General features: G+C 52.9%; 28 protein-coding genes. 1 reads left to right on the forward strand and 27 read right to left on the reverse strand.

Annotation, left to right across the window (positions count from 1 at the left end; all coding sequences use genetic code 11):
* Position 1: 1 nt before the first annotated feature.
* The 6 genes from B4056_RS10235 to B4056_RS10260 are packed head-to-tail and all read right to left on the reverse strand — an operon-like array spanning position 2 to position 5,787.
* Positions 2 to 1,198: a DUF2213 domain-containing protein gene (locus B4056_RS10235; RefSeq protein WP_288654634.1), complete on the reverse strand. Its 1,197-nt coding sequence runs from the start codon at positions 1,196 to 1,198 to the stop codon at positions 2 to 4.
* A gap of 24 nt (positions 1,199 to 1,222) precedes the next feature.
* A complete protein-coding gene (locus B4056_RS10240) occupies positions 1,223 to 2,182 on the reverse strand; it encodes a phage minor head protein (protein WP_288654806.1) in 960 nt (319 codons plus the stop codon).
* Positions 2,130 to 3,587: an anti-CBASS protein Acb1 family protein gene (locus B4056_RS10245; protein WP_288654636.1), complete on the reverse strand. Its 1,458-nt coding sequence runs from the start codon at positions 3,585 to 3,587 to the stop codon at positions 2,130 to 2,132. Before B4056_RS10245 ends, B4056_RS10240 begins: the two co-directional genes overlap by 53 nt.
* Before the next feature lie 11 nt (positions 3,588 to 3,598).
* The gene (locus B4056_RS10250; protein ID WP_288654637.1) at positions 3,599 to 5,071 is read right to left on the reverse strand and encodes a terminase; all 1,473 of its coding nucleotides are present in this window, start codon (positions 5,069 to 5,071) and stop codon (positions 3,599 to 3,601) included.
* Entirely contained in the window at positions 5,071 to 5,589 is a 519-nt protein-coding gene (locus B4056_RS10255; protein ID WP_288654639.1) for a hypothetical protein, read from the reverse strand. Before B4056_RS10255 ends, B4056_RS10250 begins: the two co-directional genes overlap by 1 nt.
* 3 nt (positions 5,590 to 5,592) lie before the next feature.
* Complete coding sequence (locus B4056_RS10260) at positions 5,593 to 5,787, reverse strand: hypothetical protein (RefSeq protein ID WP_288654641.1); 195 nt, start codon at positions 5,785 to 5,787, stop codon at positions 5,593 to 5,595.
* Between the two features lie 137 nt (positions 5,788 to 5,924).
* On the opposite strand from B4056_RS10260, the gene B4056_RS10265 reads away from it, so the two are divergent.
* Positions 5,925 to 6,056: a hypothetical protein gene (locus B4056_RS10265; protein WP_288654643.1), complete on the forward strand. Its 132-nt coding sequence runs from the start codon at positions 5,925 to 5,927 to the stop codon at positions 6,054 to 6,056.
* A gap of 131 nt (positions 6,057 to 6,187) precedes the next feature.
* On the opposite strand, the gene B4056_RS10270 is transcribed toward B4056_RS10265, so the two are convergent.
* The 21 genes from B4056_RS10270 to B4056_RS10370 form a co-directional block, all read right to left on the reverse strand.
* Positions 6,188 to 6,709, reverse strand: a complete 522-nt coding sequence (locus B4056_RS10270; protein WP_288654645.1) for a KilA-N domain-containing protein — start codon at positions 6,707 to 6,709, stop codon at positions 6,188 to 6,190.
* A gap of 183 nt (positions 6,710 to 6,892) precedes the next feature.
* Entirely contained in the window at positions 6,893 to 7,063 is a 171-nt protein-coding gene (locus B4056_RS10275; protein ID WP_288654647.1) for a hypothetical protein, read from the reverse strand.
* A complete protein-coding gene (locus B4056_RS10280; RefSeq protein WP_288654648.1) occupies positions 7,060 to 7,437 on the reverse strand; it encodes a hypothetical protein in 378 nt (125 codons plus the stop codon). The genes B4056_RS10275 and B4056_RS10280 overlap by 4 nt, the downstream gene beginning before the upstream one ends.
* The gene (locus tag B4056_RS10285; RefSeq protein WP_288654649.1) at positions 7,424 to 7,585 is read right to left on the reverse strand and encodes a hypothetical protein; all 162 of its coding nucleotides are present in this window, start codon (positions 7,583 to 7,585) and stop codon (positions 7,424 to 7,426) included. Before B4056_RS10285 ends, B4056_RS10280 begins: the two co-directional genes overlap by 14 nt.
* A 4-nt stretch (positions 7,586 to 7,589) precedes the next feature.
* Entirely contained in the window at positions 7,590 to 7,862 is a 273-nt protein-coding gene (locus tag B4056_RS10290; RefSeq protein WP_288654651.1) for a hypothetical protein, read from the reverse strand.
* Positions 7,859 to 8,113 carry a hypothetical protein gene (locus tag B4056_RS10295; protein ID WP_288654652.1) on the reverse strand — a complete coding sequence of 85 codons (255 nt, stop codon included), beginning with the start codon at positions 8,111 to 8,113 and terminating at the stop codon, positions 7,859 to 7,861. The genes B4056_RS10290 and B4056_RS10295 overlap by 4 nt, the downstream gene beginning before the upstream one ends.
* A complete protein-coding gene (locus tag B4056_RS10300; RefSeq protein WP_288654654.1) occupies positions 8,113 to 8,586 on the reverse strand; it encodes a glycoside hydrolase family protein in 474 nt (157 codons plus the stop codon). The genes B4056_RS10295 and B4056_RS10300 overlap by 1 nt, the downstream gene beginning before the upstream one ends.
* Positions 8,583 to 8,885 carry a hypothetical protein gene (locus tag B4056_RS10305; protein ID WP_039379266.1) on the reverse strand — a complete coding sequence of 101 codons (303 nt, stop codon included), beginning with the start codon at positions 8,883 to 8,885 and terminating at the stop codon, positions 8,583 to 8,585. Before B4056_RS10305 ends, B4056_RS10300 begins: the two co-directional genes overlap by 4 nt.
* Positions 8,872 to 9,267 carry a hypothetical protein gene (locus tag B4056_RS10310; RefSeq protein WP_039379268.1) on the reverse strand — a complete coding sequence of 132 codons (396 nt, stop codon included), beginning with the start codon at positions 9,265 to 9,267 and terminating at the stop codon, positions 8,872 to 8,874. The genes B4056_RS10305 and B4056_RS10310 overlap by 14 nt, the downstream gene beginning before the upstream one ends.
* A gap of 370 nt (positions 9,268 to 9,637) precedes the next feature.
* A complete protein-coding gene (locus B4056_RS10315; RefSeq protein ID WP_113655426.1) occupies positions 9,638 to 10,459 on the reverse strand; it encodes an antitermination protein in 822 nt (273 codons plus the stop codon).
* Entirely contained in the window at positions 10,459 to 10,866 is a 408-nt protein-coding gene (locus B4056_RS10320; protein WP_158530714.1) for a hypothetical protein, read from the reverse strand. The genes B4056_RS10315 and B4056_RS10320 overlap by 1 nt, the downstream gene beginning before the upstream one ends.
* Positions 10,835 to 10,981, reverse strand: a complete 147-nt coding sequence (locus tag B4056_RS17005; RefSeq protein ID WP_349681704.1) for a YlcG family protein — start codon at positions 10,979 to 10,981, stop codon at positions 10,835 to 10,837. Before B4056_RS17005 ends, B4056_RS10320 begins: the two co-directional genes overlap by 32 nt.
* A complete protein-coding gene (locus B4056_RS10325; RefSeq protein WP_158530715.1) occupies positions 10,978 to 11,139 on the reverse strand; it encodes a hypothetical protein in 162 nt (53 codons plus the stop codon). Before B4056_RS10325 ends, B4056_RS17005 begins: the two co-directional genes overlap by 4 nt.
* On the reverse strand, positions 11,136 to 11,720 hold the full coding sequence (locus B4056_RS10330) for a recombination protein NinG (RefSeq protein ID WP_288654658.1): 585 nt from the start codon (positions 11,718 to 11,720) through the stop codon (positions 11,136 to 11,138). Before B4056_RS10330 ends, B4056_RS10325 begins: the two co-directional genes overlap by 4 nt.
* A gap of 104 nt (positions 11,721 to 11,824) precedes the next feature.
* Positions 11,825 to 12,229 (reverse strand): phage protein NinX family protein, encoded by a 405-nt coding sequence (locus B4056_RS10340; protein WP_288654662.1) that lies wholly within the window; start codon positions 12,227 to 12,229, stop codon positions 11,825 to 11,827.
* 345 nt (positions 12,230 to 12,574) lie between these two features.
* Positions 12,575 to 13,024, reverse strand: coding sequence for a recombination protein NinB (locus B4056_RS10345; RefSeq protein WP_094111415.1), 450 nt, complete (start codon positions 13,022 to 13,024; stop codon positions 12,575 to 12,577).
* Positions 12,996 to 13,190, reverse strand: coding sequence for a hypothetical protein (locus tag B4056_RS10350; protein WP_288654664.1), 195 nt, complete (start codon positions 13,188 to 13,190; stop codon positions 12,996 to 12,998). The genes B4056_RS10345 and B4056_RS10350 overlap by 29 nt, the downstream gene beginning before the upstream one ends.
* Positions 13,187 to 13,381, reverse strand: a complete 195-nt coding sequence (gene ninD / locus B4056_RS10355; protein ID WP_349681705.1) for a protein NinD — start codon at positions 13,379 to 13,381, stop codon at positions 13,187 to 13,189. Before ninD ends, B4056_RS10350 begins: the two co-directional genes overlap by 4 nt.
* A gap of 229 nt (positions 13,382 to 13,610) precedes the next feature.
* The gene (locus tag B4056_RS10360; RefSeq protein WP_288654667.1) at positions 13,611 to 13,877 is read right to left on the reverse strand and encodes a hypothetical protein; all 267 of its coding nucleotides are present in this window, start codon (positions 13,875 to 13,877) and stop codon (positions 13,611 to 13,613) included.
* Positions 13,874 to 15,757 (reverse strand): toprim domain-containing protein, encoded by a 1,884-nt coding sequence (locus B4056_RS10365; RefSeq protein WP_224144760.1) that lies wholly within the window; start codon positions 15,755 to 15,757, stop codon positions 13,874 to 13,876. Before B4056_RS10365 ends, B4056_RS10360 begins: the two co-directional genes overlap by 4 nt.
* 108 nt (positions 15,758 to 15,865) lie before the next feature.
* Positions 15,866 to 16,738: a replication protein gene (locus B4056_RS10370; protein WP_288654670.1), complete on the reverse strand. Its 873-nt coding sequence runs from the start codon at positions 16,736 to 16,738 to the stop codon at positions 15,866 to 15,868.
* Positions 16,739 to 16,759: the final 21 nt, after the last annotated feature.

A 16,759-nucleotide genomic window follows, 5' to 3' on the forward strand; every position in this document is an offset into this window, starting at 1 on the left:
TTTACTCCGGCATTTCGCTGAGGGATTGGGTATTTACCTGATGACGCATGCCGCCATTCAGGCCTACAGATGACTGACATTGTGCGTACATGCCATCCAGCGCCGCGCCGTCCAGGCCGTTAACCACCAGATCGCCCAGGCCAAACTTCGCCTTAACTGCAGCGCGTTTTTCGCCCTTCTCTTTGTCAGCGTTTACCGCTAGGCCGCTTTCAATGGTGTTCAGCTTGTCAGCAAACGGCTTAAACCATGCTGGCGCTTCTTCACTGTTGGTCGCGGTCTCCTTGGCCTTCTTATCAGCCTCTTCTTTCTCTTTTTTGGCCTTCTCATCGGCATCAGCTTTCGCCTTCGCTTCATCGGCTGCCATCTGGTTATAAGCGTCCATCAGCTCAGCATCAGACTTGCCTTCAACGTCGATGCCTTTCGCTTTCAGCGCATTGGTGATGAGTTCTTTCATCTGGTTTGCTTCCTCTTTGACGGGATTGCTGTTGGCGCTGAAAAACGCCTTTAGCTGTGAAAAAAATGATTTGAGTACGGGGTCTTGCGGTGATTCCTCATCCGGAGACGAGCTATCTGACAGGTTTACAACTTCGAGTTCCTGCTCTTCACCATCAGAGTTAACGAAGATGCCAACGCCTTCATCTGGTGTTCCGGCGCCCGGCTCATCCAGAAGCACCGCCACATGGTCAAACATCATGTTGGTGGCGATCTCGTTGTACTTTTTCCCTTTCGACTCGCCGTTTGCAGCGATGCCGGAATACAACAGGCCGGTTGAGATGTGGATCGGCTCGGCGTTGGTGCCGGCGGCCATTTCATCCAGGCGGTTAATCAGGCGCTTACCCTTGTCGCTGGATTCGGCGTATCGGCGGTCAACGTACATGTCGCCGGTTACCTTGCCGTCGGTGTGACTCACGTTCTGCAGCCATGCCCCGACGTGATAGTTGTTTACTGCCCTGACATCGCGCGCCGATACGTGCTTGCCGTCTACCTTTGGATGGCCCAGCGGCATCGGATTGCGCTCCAGCGTGTTATACGCTTTGCCGATTTCTGCTGCCGGGTACAACTTCCGGTTCATCACAATATCGTCGACGACAGGCGTGATGCCGCGAACCACGATATGTGGCTTGCCGTCGATGGTTTCAGTGGTGATGTTTGAAGCGGAGTTGACGACGGTCAGCACGTTAACGCGATTGCGTTTCATGCTCTGTCCTCATGGGATGGATAGTTAAGCGGCCTGCTGCCACTCTCTGCGCTCTGCGGCTAATCTCTCTGCGAGTCCGGGATTAACGATCTGGCTTTTTTCATCAAGAATCACGGGGATTTGACTACAGTAGCAGTGGTACCGGTTGCCGCTCACCGAATAGAAAGCCTCAACCTCTTCAGTGGTGTAAACCCGGCCATGGCGCGCCGCGTGCCATGCCCTGGTTGTAGGCTTAAGCGCTGACAGCCACATCACGGCCGTATTGAGCCCAAGCCTTTCGCGTGCCCAGTCTGTTTCCAGCCACTGGGCTTTCCGCAAAGCGCCAACCTGCTCGGTCTGAGCGATGTTCTTTGCCTGCGCCATCGACACATCAAGCCGCTTGCTGATGATGCGAGCCGTTTCACGCGGGTTAACGCCACGACCTATTGAATCGGATATGACGTTAGCCAGGTCAGCACGGGCAGCATCACTGATGCCCTTCCAGTCGCTGTAGGTGGAGACGTAAGCCGCGGCGATCTGATTCTGATATGCCGGACTGCTCAGCAGCTGCGCCAGCGTAGTCTGCTGCTCATACACAGCCGATTGCACTGACAGATTGGTGAATGCCTGGCGAGTGCCGCGCTCATATTCAGCAGCAACGTAGGTCAGCGCCCATAGATTCTGGCTGCCACCGTCAAGAAGATGATCGTCGAGAATCAACTGTACGCGTTGCAGCAGGTCCGCCAGCTGTGCGGCTGTCATGTCGTAGATGTAGGTGCCGGCATTCACCTGGTAAATAACATCGCCGTATACAGCATGCGATGCGTTACCAATGCGCTCAGTGCCGCTCATCCGCTCATCGAGCAACTGCTTCAGATGCAGCTTTATCCGGTAGTAGCGGTCATCAATATCGCGATACATCCGACCCACCTGCCGGGCAGATTGCGTCGGATCAGCTTTGTTGCGGGGTATTATTGGCGTCCCGATCCGGGTTCTCGCTGGCATCGTCGTCATTCAGCGGGTCCTTATCGTTTAGCTTTTTGTTCGGGTCTGGAGTGGATGGAGCCTTGCGTGGCTCAAGCTCTCCCACGGTACGCACTTCGTTTTCATCAACGGCCGATGTTCCAAATGCCTGCTGCGTGTCTTTGGCTACAGAGGCCATTGCCTGCATGTTGGCAATTTTGTCCTTCTCGCTTGGTGCGAGCAGGTCAGACCATGCCAGTGTGACCTCACCCGACTGTGGGGCATCGATAACCCCCAGCGTCCAGAAACGCTCCAGAACGGATTTAATTGCAGCCGTCATGAATCCCCACCGACGACCGTTACAGCGCTTCGCCCAGTCTGCTTTATCCTCATCGGATGCCAGGCGGCCGGTTTGCTGTCCAAACAGGATGGTGAACGGGCACTGAATCGACGATGAAAACTCATTCGCAGTTACCGTCCATGAGGGGGACGGGTCAGCCGCAGCCACAGACAGCACAGAAGGCGTGCCGGCCTGCATGACCAGCGCAGCATCGGTACCACGGTTCATCCTGGCGATTTTATCGTTCATCGCCTCGCCGATATTGGCGTAACCGGCCTCTTTAGCCTGAGCAGCAATGGTGGCCATGTCTGTCGTTGAGTCGAAGGCGATCCCCAGCTGGCGACTGGCGTTTTTCAGAAACCCTTCAGCGCTGCCGCCGGAAATCTTCTCAAGGTCGAGCAACTTGTTGTAGCCGGCGCGCAGATAAGGGACGCCAGACAGCATGTTTTCATCCTCTGAGCCTTCACACAGAATGATGACCCGATCGGGATGCACTGTAACGCTACGAACGGGCCCGTATGTGCCGTCGTCACCAACAGGTTGCTCGTTGAACTGGTAACTCACCGGTTCACCGTAGGTTTCCGACATGGTGTCTGTGTCGAAATTGCCGGGCTTAATCTGCGACTCCCATGCCGGGATGAGCTTAACAACCGCCCGGTCACCCAGCCGCTTAATCACGGTGCTGTCTACGGCCTCTTTCCACTCTCGCCCATCACGGAACTGAATCAGCAGCGCGGAGTATTTACCGATCAGGTTGCGCCTGTCAGCGTCTTTAATCTTCGGCCAGTGCCGCGCCAGCAGCTTTGTTGCCGCAGCCTCCCATGCCGTTGTGGTAGTCGATTCTTTTTTCTCGTCACCGTCGATTATGACAGGCCGGTCCACCCAGCAGGAGTCCAGCAACTTATGCACGGCAGCGTAAGCTACCGGGTTGCGCTCATAGGCACGGTAGTAGCGGTCAAAATCCAGATCGTTGGGGTAACCGAACTCTTCATAAAGCTTTGTTCGCTTGGTGTTGCCCTGATGACCACCATACAAAATGCGCTGACGGCCCATAGCATCAGCAAGGGCATTAACGAGGAATGTGACCTCGTTGCTTTGTTCACTCACTGATGAGCTCCTTAAAAGAAGATTGCGCCGGTCTGTTTGTGGTTCGTTTTCGCTACGGCGAAGTAGCGGAAGGCATCAGCACCGTGCGATGTAAAGTCGTGCAGGGGTTTATCTTTCCAGCAGCCGCGCTTGTCGTCCCACTCTTTGCGGTAACCTTCAAGATGAGAGATGCCCAGCTCGCATTTAGCAGAGTCAAAGGCGCATCGCGGGAGGATTTCACGCACTGAATCGATACCGGTATCAACGCCCAGCTTTGGCGCAACCTTGAATCTGATGGAGTAGACCTGCCCGTCTATCTCAAAGCCTTCAGCTGCTATCTGCTTACGGCTTTTGCCGTCGCCAGCAAACTCCCGGTTGTCGATATCGTGTGGCGCCCAGTGATCGCCATATTCATAGCCGCGGTCTTTCAGCACCTTCATGTAATGGCGGAGGCCTTCGCCGCTGTTCTCGTAGTAGTCGATAACGTGGAATTCATCGCCCACCTCACGAACAAACCAGATTGCAGTGGAGTCGCCCACGCCGATATCCCAGAAGGTGTGAACGAGCTGATGTGAATTGTCCGGCAGCTCTCCAACGCGCTTGTTGGTGTAAAGCCAGCGGAATTGCTTGGCATAGTAGGCACCTTCAACAGACTGCTCAAAGGCTTCAGCCGGTATCGATGGATACTCGCGCTTCATGTCGTCGCCGAGTGTTTTCTCTTTAGCGTAATACCAGGCTTTCTGACGCTCACTAAGGCTTACACCATGCTTGGCCTCAATGTCGTAGAAATAATCCATCAGGCGCTGCGGCAGAGCTTCTACCGGGTCGATTGCGTAGAGTGGGTTCTTCCACCACGAGAAGAAGAAGAACTTCCAGTCGAGGTTAGACAGCGGCTTGCCCTGCAGCTGCGCTTTCTCAGCTGTCTGGCAGTAGTCAAAGAAGTAACTGGCGCGACCCTCAGCAGTGCTCTCAATTGTGGTAAAGCAGTCGCTTGATACCGCCTCAAACGCACCAGTGACAATCTCACGGGCTTTATCGGGGAACTTAGCGCATATCTTCCCGAACTCGGAAACGTGCAGGAAACGCAGTGTGCCGCCACGGAATGATGTGCTGACGTAGATTGATCCGCCCTTTCTGAAAACCAGCTCACCTGCAGAATCATTGCTCGCCGGGTTGGCCGCTCTGATTTCTGCCGGCAGCCGGTCATAGGCGTATTTCACCTTTTCGCGGAACAGACGTTTGGCATCGTTCAGGGTGTGGGCTATCAGGGCGCATTTTGCTGACTCGAACAAAGCGGCGTCCAGCTGGATAATGCAGACCTCGGTGGTGAATCCCAACTGGCGAGCCTTGAGAATGATATTGCGGGTATGCATGCCCTCGAAGTATTCGAGCTGCTCCGGCGTCATCCTGAATCTTACAGGCTTGCCCTCTTTGTCGGTGATCCAGTATAGGTTGTTCAGGCGCCAGAGCTTGTCAGCCAGCAGTTTAAAATGCTCAGGTTTCATCAAGCCCCCTGAGACAATGAATCCATGAGATCAGAAATACTGTCGGTGACGTTGTTCTTCTCACCACTGTCGATGTTAAACGCCTCGCGCTCAGCTTTGATGATCTTCACCTGCGCATCGACACCGGCAACCAGAGAACGGGAAAGAGATGCATGGTTATCTTCGGTAAACTCAACGTCATCCAGAAAGTCACCGAGCTTGTTTGCTATTCGGCGCCAGCGAGCCAAGTCTACTCTGTGCTCAATAACAACGCCGGCAGCTTCATCTGCAGCTTCGTCGACAATCTCTTCATCGGTTCGCACATGTTCGCGCGAACTGTCATTGCGAACTTCTTTGCGAACTAACTTCTGCCTAGTGGCTTTTTGCACCTGCTCAGTCAGGTCTCGCTGCCACCCGTTCTGTGTTGCACGTTTACGGATAGCGGTATCACTTACGCCATGCTTATCAGCTATAGCGCGGATAGACAACGAACCAGCCCGGTAAGCCGATTCGATGGCCTCCCAATCTGGTTTCGCCATGTTTTATTCCTTTTGTGTTCCCGCCTCTGGCACGTACTCCATCTTGAGCACATCATCAGGCGCCAGATAGACCCAGCCACCATCTTCACGGGCAATGCCGATGAAGCCGTTAACGATTTCAGGCTGCGATCGGTTCATCAGGCCTTCATGCGTCTCGCCGGATTTGGTGGTAACTGTGATTCGATAGGTGTCTGGCATGATCGCTCCCTTCAATAAAATTTATCGGAACCATAAACAGGCATCCGCGAATGAAATATCGATGTAACTCACTAAAGGGGAAGCGATCTGTCCCCTATTACAGCTAGATACACATCAATTCATCAACGGAGGCTCTTATGAATCACGCAGACATTATTCTGCTCGCTATCGCTTACTCTGATTCGGTCAACCATATCGTTGGCATGATCTGCGCTATAACTGCTGCCTATGTTAACAAGCGGATTCGCAACGCTTCACAGCGTGGCTAACCGTTATCCCTTGTCGGAGAGATTCATCATCAGGCGCTCTGGTTAGAAAGCGCCTTGTGATGAAAGCCGTTGTGAAAGTGACTTTCTTTAACTTCCTGTTTTCCCAGCAAAGCGCAAAATTGCGCCTGGCATCAAACGGCAATGTCCAGTGTCAGCTGAAGTTGCTCTCTCCAGTATTCGACATTAGCTTCAACCATCTGCTTATCCCATCTCCAGCGAGCCATCTCTCTGGCTCCGTTACTGGCTTTCGATTTCCGGTCATCGCGGATACGGCAAGCCTGCTCAAATTTCTGCTGCTCGGTCAGCTCACCACGAAGCAGGCTATCAATATGGAGGTCGCACCAGACAGCAAATCGGGCATCACACCAACGGGCGAACGCAACTGAAAGCTTTGGATGCAGCCAGGTTCCGCCGCCCCTGTCCTTACGGGCTCGGCTTGTTTTTACATACCTCGATTGTGAGGGATGTAAAATCTGTGACTCTTCGCCGGTTAGCGCTTCGTCTAATGCCCGGATGTATTCAAGAGTTTCTGCCAGGCGCATCCAGTTATCGATGCGCTTGCTAAATCGCTCTGCTACTCCAGTAACGTTGATCCATCCTTCGGTATTAAAGCGGACAGCTTCGCCTTTGTAGTTCAATGGGACAATGTTCATATGGTAGTTACCTTATAGAAACGAGCCTTGTTGCCCAGAAACGCCAGCGCATAGAGACGGCTACCGGCCTAAACCAGCATTTCTCCAAGGCTTGTTTCTGTAAGACTCTATGCTTTTGAATGCGCCGGGCATGGCGCGGGATTTACTGCAGGTACAAAAAAGCCCCGCTATTGCGAGGCTCTGTTACTTCCTGATGCTCTGCTTTACTTCGGCTACGATTCGTTCCTGCAGCCTGGTTAGTTCACTGCGGTGCCGGCGCTCCTGCCGCTGGTGAATCCAGAATCCGACCCACGTTGCGATGAGGGCGCCGATGCAGATACCTGAGAAGATGTTGTAAATCTGATAGGCGCTCATTTCGCTTCCTGCTGGATATGTGGCAGAAAAGCGCTAAACATTCTGTCCAGCAGGTAACAGTAAGTTTCGTTTGGCTGGTCCGTTCGTATTGAAACACCTACATCGCTGCAACAATAAAACGTGGCATGCGCACACTCGTGGACCAGAGTTGATATAGATTGATCAAATACACCAATCAGATAGAGGTTTTCACCGGTCGACTCATTGCAAAAATGCATCGTGCGCCCGTTAGAAAATGAAAGATTTTGCTCAGGCTGATTGAGGTTGGAGATAGCCTGCTGCCATTCATCTTTAGTGACACACAGGTAAATGTTCGCGCAGTGAAAAAGCGGAACAAAAAATCGAGGAAGCTTGGGCCACTTAGTTTTTGCCATTATTTGCCGCCTTACCAGTCTGGCTGTCGCAGTTGGCTTTCCATGTCTTGTTATGCGTCAGGATGGCCCGCTTGGTGCGCTCATCCATCGTCATGATGTCCGCCTCAGTCACCAGGATAGGCTTTACCCAGTTACAGGCGGTGTCCACGACTTCAATTCTTGTTAAGCCAGTCTGTGCGCAGCTCGTCGTCAACAGCGCTGCCAGGCATACGGGAAACGCTTTCCTGAACATCTGCAGCTCCTTTTGAGGTTTCTGTCTGACGCTGTGAGGCGGCCTGCTGGGAATCGATAGCAGCTTTGGTTTCGCGATCGGCAGCTGCCTGCTCTGCTTTGGCTTTACCCTTGGAGTGACCAATGCCGAATGCGCCAGCCACTGCAGCGATTGCCACACCGATTACAGTGAACATCAGTTCGATGGTCGTCATGGCCTATTCTCCGGATCAAGACCAGCGTCAATCTTCTTCCCTTCAATATCTTTATCAGTGGCGATTTTCTTTGCCCCGATATAACCCGCAGTGGCGAAGCCGAAGAACAGACCGAATGTGACATCTGACAGCGTCCCTTTGTAGGCCTGCCAGCCAACTACGCCGCAGCAGACGAGAAATGCGAGAGCGGCCTGCGTGCGGCTCAGAGAGATATTGCCGCTGCTGCCACGGAGAACGCTGAACATGTCCATCAGATGAGGCCCCGGTAAATGTCATAGCTGCCGGTGCGCATTACATCTGCATGGCGTTTGGCGCGGTTGGGCGTTTGCTTCGCCCACAGGCTGTTGAGCATGCCATCAGCTGCAGCGCTGAAGTTACCGTCTGCAATCAGCTTCAGAGTGTTCTTGAATCCTGCCAGCCCGTCAGCACCCATCTGGTAGGCCATGCTAATCAGGATGTCCCGGCGCGGTGGGTTACAGGCTGCCAGAGCCGCTGCAATGCTTGGCCGCTGGCTCATCTCGTTAACTTTCTGGTCAACGATAACCTGCTTCCATACATCGCCCACTGTACGCGGTACGCGGAAGGTATAATTACTCAGGCTGGCGCCCTTTGGCCCAATGCGGATACCGCCGGCAACGGTCGGATATCCCTGCGTATCGAGGTAGGGCGCCTCTTTGTACCCCTCCTCTACATTCAGGATCGGGATGATTTTACTTTCGGTCATTTGCTCTCATCCTCTTTCACAACCTGCTTAACCTTGTCGGCTGTTTTGTTTGCTGTGCGGTCCGGTATGTTGTCCACTTTCTTCTGCAGCTCTCCGACCTGTTCAGCCAGGCGAACAACTTTTGCATCACGACGATCGGCAATCCTGCGGTAGTCATCGCGGATGACATCAATCTTCTGGTTAGCGTCATTGCTGACGTAAACGAACATGCAGGTCATGGCGATGCAGATAAGCGTCAGTACGGTAAGAACGCCGCCAATAATCAGGCTTCGTTTGTGATTCGGTTTAGTTGGTGCCATCGCTGTCGGTCTCCAGATTGGCGATCAGCCTGTTTACTTCGGTTCTGAATCGCTCATTGCCCACAGCGTTACTGGCCTCTGACATAGCCAACAGGATTCCCAGCGCGTTTTTAATCAGCTTGAGGTCCGTCTCCAGTGTGGATATCCGGCGAAGATTCTTATCGTGCCTCTCCCGAAGCTCGTCGTTCTCTTCACGAAGCAGGTTATTGCTCTCCTTCAGCAGCTGAACCTGCTCCTTGTAGTTGGAGATGATCTCACCGCCCGCCCTGTTGCTGATGCCCAGCGAAAGGAGGCTTGCTGCTAATGGCTTCCAGAGAACTGCGACTGCCCCGCCGCCAAATATGAGGCCGAGAACGCCAGTGATGATGCTGTTTTCACCCATGCTTAACCTCACGGGCGCTGTTTGATGTGCTGTTCATAGCCGTCTCCGGCATTGCCCGGAGGTATCCGGCCGTTTGCTGTGAAAAGTCGCCTGCTGCCACATAGGGGAAATCCATGAGGTCGCTTTGATTGGCAGAGGCGAAAACGAGAAAACCCAGCTCTGCGGCTGGGCTTTTTAATTGGGTGCAGAAATGCAAAAAGCCCTCGCGGATGGTGAGTCCGGAGGGCTTTCTAATTATCACAGAGTGATGGAACTTGTGTTTTTCAGCGCACCTAACAACAGCGCGCAACTTCAACTGTTGGAAATCATATCCCCAGATTCCTGAAAAGTAAATAGCTCACGATAAAATAATGAGCTATTTAACTTGTTTCTACGCAGTTACCTTATTCAGCGCAGCGTTCGCCCATGACTCCTCGGTTTCAAGCTTCCCGATCAGCTGGTCGTAGAATGGCTTGCCGCTACGATCCCACGTTGCCAGACTCACGCTCTCCGTAACTGCGGAGATAGCACGATAAGCCTCCGCTGCCGGAATGCGCTCATACCCGCGCCCGCAGCAGCGCTTGCAGTCACCCATCACCGGCACGCCCTGCTTTTCCGTCTCTGCTTTCATCACTGCCCGCCCGCGACCGCTGCAGTCACGGCACGCAGTCGAAACCACACCCCTGCCGCAACAATGCTTACACAGTACACGCTCCGTCTCACGTACCTGATAGCTGACGTTATCCGGTAGAGCTTCATCAAGGCGTTTGATGTCAGCCACCGCCATCGGCCTTTGCGTGCCAAATCGTGACTTCGTGGTAAACACATCAGCCTCAATAAACCCTTTAGCTCCACAGCAATCGCAGGGCTTCACACTGGCGGCGCTGCGGCAGTAATCCATATAGGCATAAGTTGCGAGTGTTTGCATAACGGCTGGTTTAATATCAGCGCCAAGTTTGCGAAAGGCTGGAACCCTGTCGCAGGTTTGAAGTGCATATTCAGTTAACAGGGATACGGCGCGTGCGGCGTCGTTCTCACTTACTCCCACCTTTCCCATGAAAGCGCTGTAGCCAAGCGGAGCACGACTCTGCGTCATTCCCATAGCAGCGATATAATCAGTGCCTGTGAGCGTGTCAGGCGACGTCTGCGGCGCTGTTCCGCTGAAGTTCTGCCCTTTCGGAAAATGAAATTTTACTGTGGCTTCTAAGCTCATTACCAAACCTCCGAGATATCCAGATCTTTCCCTGTACGGCGATACACTTCATGCCGCTTCATTTGTGCAAAGTGCATGCACTCCCTGCAGGCATCAAACATGGCATTAGGGTTCGTTTCGATGCTCTTGATGGCTTTGGAGCTCCTGACGGTGTATGTACCACATACGCAGCGGACCACCCATTTGCCCTTTCCTTCTGCCATGAGGCCTATAACCTTCAGTCGTCCTTTTTGCCTGCCAGTGAGGTCGATAAAGCTGGGTGACTTGGGCAAAAGGTGCCGGGGTATCATCTTCGGCGGTCCGATAAACTCTGGCGTCTGTATTTTGCAGTTCATTTCATAGTGAACGCCTTTAGATACGACCAGCGCCGCTGTTTTATTGACTGGCGATAACGCTGCTACTGGCATGCTTAACCCCCATGATTTTGGCTGTGTGCTTGATGATCCGATAATCGACCGGGAAGGTATTGCGTGTGCGGTACATACGCAGGTGTAGCCATTTCCGTTTGAGGTATTCAGTCATGCTAACCACCAATTCAGGATGCGCTGGCTCAATGGCAGTCGGCGCGGAGGTTGATACTGGACGCGCTCAATCTTGGCGTTCACTTCATCAAGGCGCTGCTGCAGCAGGTTTCTGGTATGCAGATACATCGATAATCGGTAGTGATCGAGTGGCTTCATGCTGCTTCTCTCTCTTTAACCAATGCACGCAGCAAAGCCCTGTAACACGCTCTGATGCGCTCCAGTTCCTCTCTGGTGTATCGGTGTGGTTGATTGCTAGATTCGAGCGCCTCGACGCGCTGAAGGCCAATTTTGGTGATGAGGTTGATGCGGTATGGTCCGATGTTGCCGGAGTGGTGTGTATTACAGGATGCACACTGGCTATGTACGTTGTCCTCGTTGAAGCGTAACTGTGATGCCGCCGCTGTTGTCCTGTAGTGTCCGGCGTGGTAGCTGACCGCCGTTGTGCTGCCGCAGCTGATGCAGATATCCCCGTCCCGCGCCCTGATGTAGTCATTGAATGCCCGCTGGGTCATGTTCATCCAGTGGCTTAACGGCTTCACATCTGCTTTGCGCTTATTCCAGGCTGCACGCTGCTCTTTCTCCTGACGCTTTTGCTTGCGCTCGGCTAGCAGGGTTGCGAGTTGGATTGCACATCTGGGAGAGCAGACTGTCTGGAGGCTATTGCGGGGGATAAACTTCTCAGGACAACATTTGCACTTCTTCGGTTTCGGCGGCTTGGGCTTGGTGCCTTTAGCCATCGCTATCCTCCATTGCTCCGTTAGGATCGCACTCTATGAAGAACTCATCGAGGCAGCTGGCGCAGCAGTAAACCTCATCAGGTTTGAGTGGTTCGCCGCAGTTGTTACACATTGCTGGCCTCCTGCATCATCAGGAATGCAATCATGGCTGCGCGAAGAGGGTTTCGATTTGTCTCCCCGCTAATTTGCCACTCAGCGCCATCAACAAAGTACGCATCTGAGTCAGCAACCCACTCACTCCCGTCAAATGCAATTGTGATTCTTTCTTTCTCAATAATCGGCCCGGCATCAGCCCATGAGTTGCAGGGATTAAAGCAGTTGCCATTAGATACCCGATAGCCATTTACCATGTGTTTCTCGGACTGCCAGATTGGTCCTCTATCGCTAGGCTCAATGCCCTCGCAGAAATCACCTTCCGACTTTGAAAAGAAAAATGCATGTGACATGCCCATAGCCCGTGCCACTGCGCAGTTAATTTCAAAATCTGTCATTTCGCTGTAATTCATCATCTGCTCCAGATTGGTTGTTCGTATTGCCGGCTGGGTTTAGGTTCGTATCTGCTTTCTGGTAGCAGCGCTGATACCGTCCAGAATTTTGGGTCGAATGCCAGCGTCTTTTTTGCTGTGACCTGCCGTGCGGCATATAGGGACAGCAGGCTGTCAGCTGTGATGGAGTCCATGGGCTCCGGGTGAGTGAACCAGGTAGTTTTCATCGCGCCCTCTTCGCAAGGTTTTGGCACGTTCCGGTAGGCAACCCGGTTCGTGCACTGATGATGGACCATGCCAGTCCCTGACTGCGGAGGTGTGCAATGCGGTTACAGAATTCCTGTGAGTGAGAAAAGTGTCTGCCATGTTTCATGATTGACTCCCGTACATTTGGGCCCATTCGATTTCACGCCGGGCTTCGTCGCTGAATTTCACGTTCTGCTCTGTGCCAAACCAGTAAATCGCCTCGATGACCTCGACCATTTCGCTCACCCGCATTTTGCTTGTCCGGGATCCGAACATGACGACGCCGCCGCCGATACCGGGTGCGGTGCGTTGCTGTTCGTTTTTGGATTTCGCAACGAGTGCGGTGATAAGGTCTTTCCAGTCGTCTGGGCTGTACTTCTGCCCGTACCATTCAACCTGCCGGGACAGGTCGTGCAAAAGCGGCCACATACGGCGGTTCTGATCCGCGCTGCGCTTGCGTTCCTGAATGACTATTTCGACTGGCTTGTTGCTATCGGTGGGGAGTTGCTGGATGGCGGTGATGCAGTTCTGTCTGATGCTGTTGTCACGCAACAGGTAGCGTTGTGTCTCCATTGGGTTTATCTCGCTTTAAAGCGTCATTAACGCGCTTGCTGATAACCTCTCGCAGGCAGCCGAAGTCATGATATTTACGGGAAATATCTGCGAGGTCGTTTACCAGTTCGCGGAGTTCATGCTCGGGGATAAGATGCTTTGGCCTGAGGGGGATTACGTTGTTCATGGTTTCCTCCGGTGTTCATCTGTTTCCGGAATCGGGAACTGCCCTACAGGAGATGCTTCGCAGCGAATGCACCACTTGTTCCACCATGACTGCCCTTCTCGGTATCTCTCAGGTGGCTTCTTCATTCCGCAGCGATCACAGCGGTAATGTCGCTCATGATTCATCCCCCCTCCTTGCCGAGATACATCCATTCAGCGTGACGACGCTTGAGATTCTCCCAGTGATATCGCATAACGTGCTCATTGAAGAAATCACTCATCTTTCACCCCAGCGTTATCGACACGACCATCAGTGCCATTCTCCTTCTGCTCCAGTACTGGCAGCGCAATCTCAAGGGCTTGCATGTATAGCTCTGAATCCATAGCCAGTCCAAATACACGCCGATTGCGTTTAAGTGACGCGATGCGGTCACGGCATCTGTCAGCGGTTAGCTTGTTCATTGGTGGCTCCTTTTGCTTCTGGTGGCAGGCTTTCGCAGTAAGCCATGATGCCGAAGTGCGTAATGACATAACCCTTGAAAGTGATGCCTCTGTCAGTGAATTCGACATATTCCAGATAGCCATCATCAGCCAGTTTCTGTGCCACCTTCGAGCTGGTCTGGATTATTGGGTAAGGCGTCTCTCTCAGTGCATGGTCTATCTCTGCTCCCCACGCACGCTCAAGGATATCCAGTTGCTTTTTGTTCATGCATACTCCGTAACGTTTTCACTTGCCCATGCCTGGTCGTATTCGTCTGACGGCATATTGGCGATGTAGTTGTAAGGTGTCGCACCTTCCATCATCAGAAACTGGTGCGACTGTTCGTGCAGGTAAAGCGGGATCCCACCTTCCCAGCCCTCTCCGTTTCGCTGCTTCTCAAGCATTAGCACAGACGCTGGCGATGACAGCGCGGCCTGCTCTTTGTCACTGAGATGCTCTCCTGCGTGCTGCTTCTGCAGGGCCCTCTCCCTGACCTTATTGCGCCAGATGATGAACAGGTTATCGGTCAGGTCGGTGATGGCACTGGTACCCTTGACGTCCATCTTTCCGGTAGGCTTCTCTTCGCTTTCTGCCTTGCGGCTGTGAGTAACCATGATGACGTGGCTGTTGGTGCGGTTTTTGAAGTCGCAGATTGCGTCAACAAATGCTTTCTGGCTGTTGTAATCGTCCTCGCCAATGCCGCATTTCATCAAACTGTCGATGATGAACAGCTGGATACCGTACCGGCGATTTGCATACTCAAATATCTCCAGAAGCCTGTCTGCTTTCGCCGTACCCGTCAGACCGAAAAGCCAGAGCCGGTCGTCGTAGAAATTGAAAGCTGCTTCTATTTCCAGTGCTGGCGGCAGCTTCAGGCAGGTTGCCTGCCGGGTGAGCCGCTTCAGTAAGCCGCCGGGTTTAAGCTCCAGAGATGCCACACACGCCCGGACTCCCTGCCTCATAGCCTCAAGAACCATGTGACCAACCACTTCGGTTTTACCGTGCCCGTTCACCCCATTCACTATGGTCAGCTCTGCGTCTCTGAAAGCAAAGTTGTGGTTCAGCATTTCCCACGGGCTGCGAAACATACATTGCTCTTTGCCGTAGAAGGCGTTGATGGTGTCCTGATAAAACTCGCGGGCACTGTAAAGCTCCTCCGGATCGAAGTAAGCAGCACGCTCAAGTACATCAATCACCTGGTCGCTGGTCATGCCTGCCTGCAGGCACTCGTTGATATCCTTGTGAGGTAGGTTAACCAGCCGGCAGCGGTGCTCCCCCAGCCGGGATGCGATTTCTTTTGCGGCAGCCTGGCCTACTTCGTCTGAGTCCATGGAAATCCAGATTTCGTCGAAGCGGTCAAGGTTGTGATACTCAAACTCTATCCACTGCTGCTTGGCACCTTTGCCACCACCAAACGGGACGGACAGCGCCGGCAGTCCGTACTGGTGATAGGTCATGCAGTCAATCTCACCTTCGCACAGCACAACAATCCGGATGTTTTTTGGCATTGCCTGCCAGCCGAACAAGCACGGCTCACAGTCTCCCTCAGCCATAATCGCCTTTTTTCCGCCCGGACGTTCAGTGCTGATGCGTTTCACCTGCAGCAGCTCACCATCACGCTTGTAAGGGAACGCCAGCGCGTCAAGCTCTCGCTCTCCGTTCCAGACCTTTGCAGCAGCAACCTCGAATGTCTTTGCTGTCTCAGCGGTGATGCCTCGGGTAGCGAGGTACTCTATGTGCTTTTCAGTTTTGGTGAGGTACTTACTGACTTTTTTCCGGTCGGGGCGGGAAAATTTTTTCTGCTGCTTCGATGCAAAGTGATGGTCGTTATCTTTGATTCCGAGAAACTCTTTCGCTTCGGTCATTGCCTGATGCAGGCTGCAGTCCTTCACGCCGACCCATAAATCCAGCAAATCACCCCCGATCCCCTCTGCAAAATCTGACCAGACTTTTTTACCTGCGAGGTTTATTTTCAGAGACTTACCTGACTCACCATGCAGGGATCCGGCTACCCACTCGTGCGATTCTTTTTTGCCGTTCGGCAACAGGTATTTCGCTACCCTGTCAACATGGTTCCAGAGCATGTCGCTCAGTTCAGATGGTGTCATGATTCCCTCAGATGCAGTGTTTCAAACCAGTACCGCACAAAACCATCGCTCAACAGACCGTGGTTATATCCGGCAATCAGCAGCGTTTTAATTCGTGGTTTCATGCAGTCACCTGTCGATAAACACGTAGCCGGATTTGGATGCCGTTACGGGCGATCGGTGTCCGCCAGAAGATGGCTGTGGGGCGGAAGGCTTATCATCCAGCCAGCGCTGACCGTTCAGGTACGTAGCCGGAAGCAGGCGATCAAAACCGAACTGACCACCGCCTATGCGGGCTGCGATGTCTTCTGCCAGCATGACTGCAAATTGCTCTGCGGTTCCCTTTGTCACTGACCGCCACTCTTTGAACTGAGTCCGGAAAGCTGATGCAGCGCTTTTCTTGCCGCCCTTGCGCATTCCTGCACACCAGAAAATTGACTCGAAGGCTTGGTCTGTTTCCTGATTTTTATTTGCAGGCTGAGAGGACTTTTCACACTTCGTCTGAACCTGTTCGGACAAAGTGTTTTTAATGTCTTTCTTGTCTTTTGTAATATTGTCTTTTGTGGTTACCTGATTCGGGTAAGAGCGATTACCTGATTCGGGTAAACATTCCTTACCTGATTCGGGTAAATTTACCTGATTCGGGTTACCTGCTTTTTCCCAGTCTCCAATCGCCTTGTTGATGCCTGTAAGACGACCGTTCTGACTGAGAATTTTGCGCTTAACGAGAGCGCTTTTTGCTGCTGAGCATTTATGCGGCAACATCCCTGTCAGCTTTGACAGCTGCTCATTGCTGATCCAGTCAACCTTCTTGTTGAAGCCGTATGTTTTGCGCATGACGGCCATGAATACCAGAAGCTGGTGCTGGGTTAGTCCTGCAAGCATGACAGCCTCCAGTAGCTCATTGGCGATGCGCGTAAACCCATCTTCAATTTCTGCCACGCGACGCTCTCTTGCCTCAATATGAGGCTGTAGATCATGAACTTCTGCGAGATTACTCATTGCCCTTCTCCCTCGACTTAT

Origin of the sequence: Pantoea sp. UBA7232, from assembly GCF_002473195.1 — a bacterium.
Taxonomy (GTDB): domain Bacteria; phylum Pseudomonadota; class Gammaproteobacteria; order Enterobacterales; family Enterobacteriaceae; genus Pantoea; species Pantoea eucrina.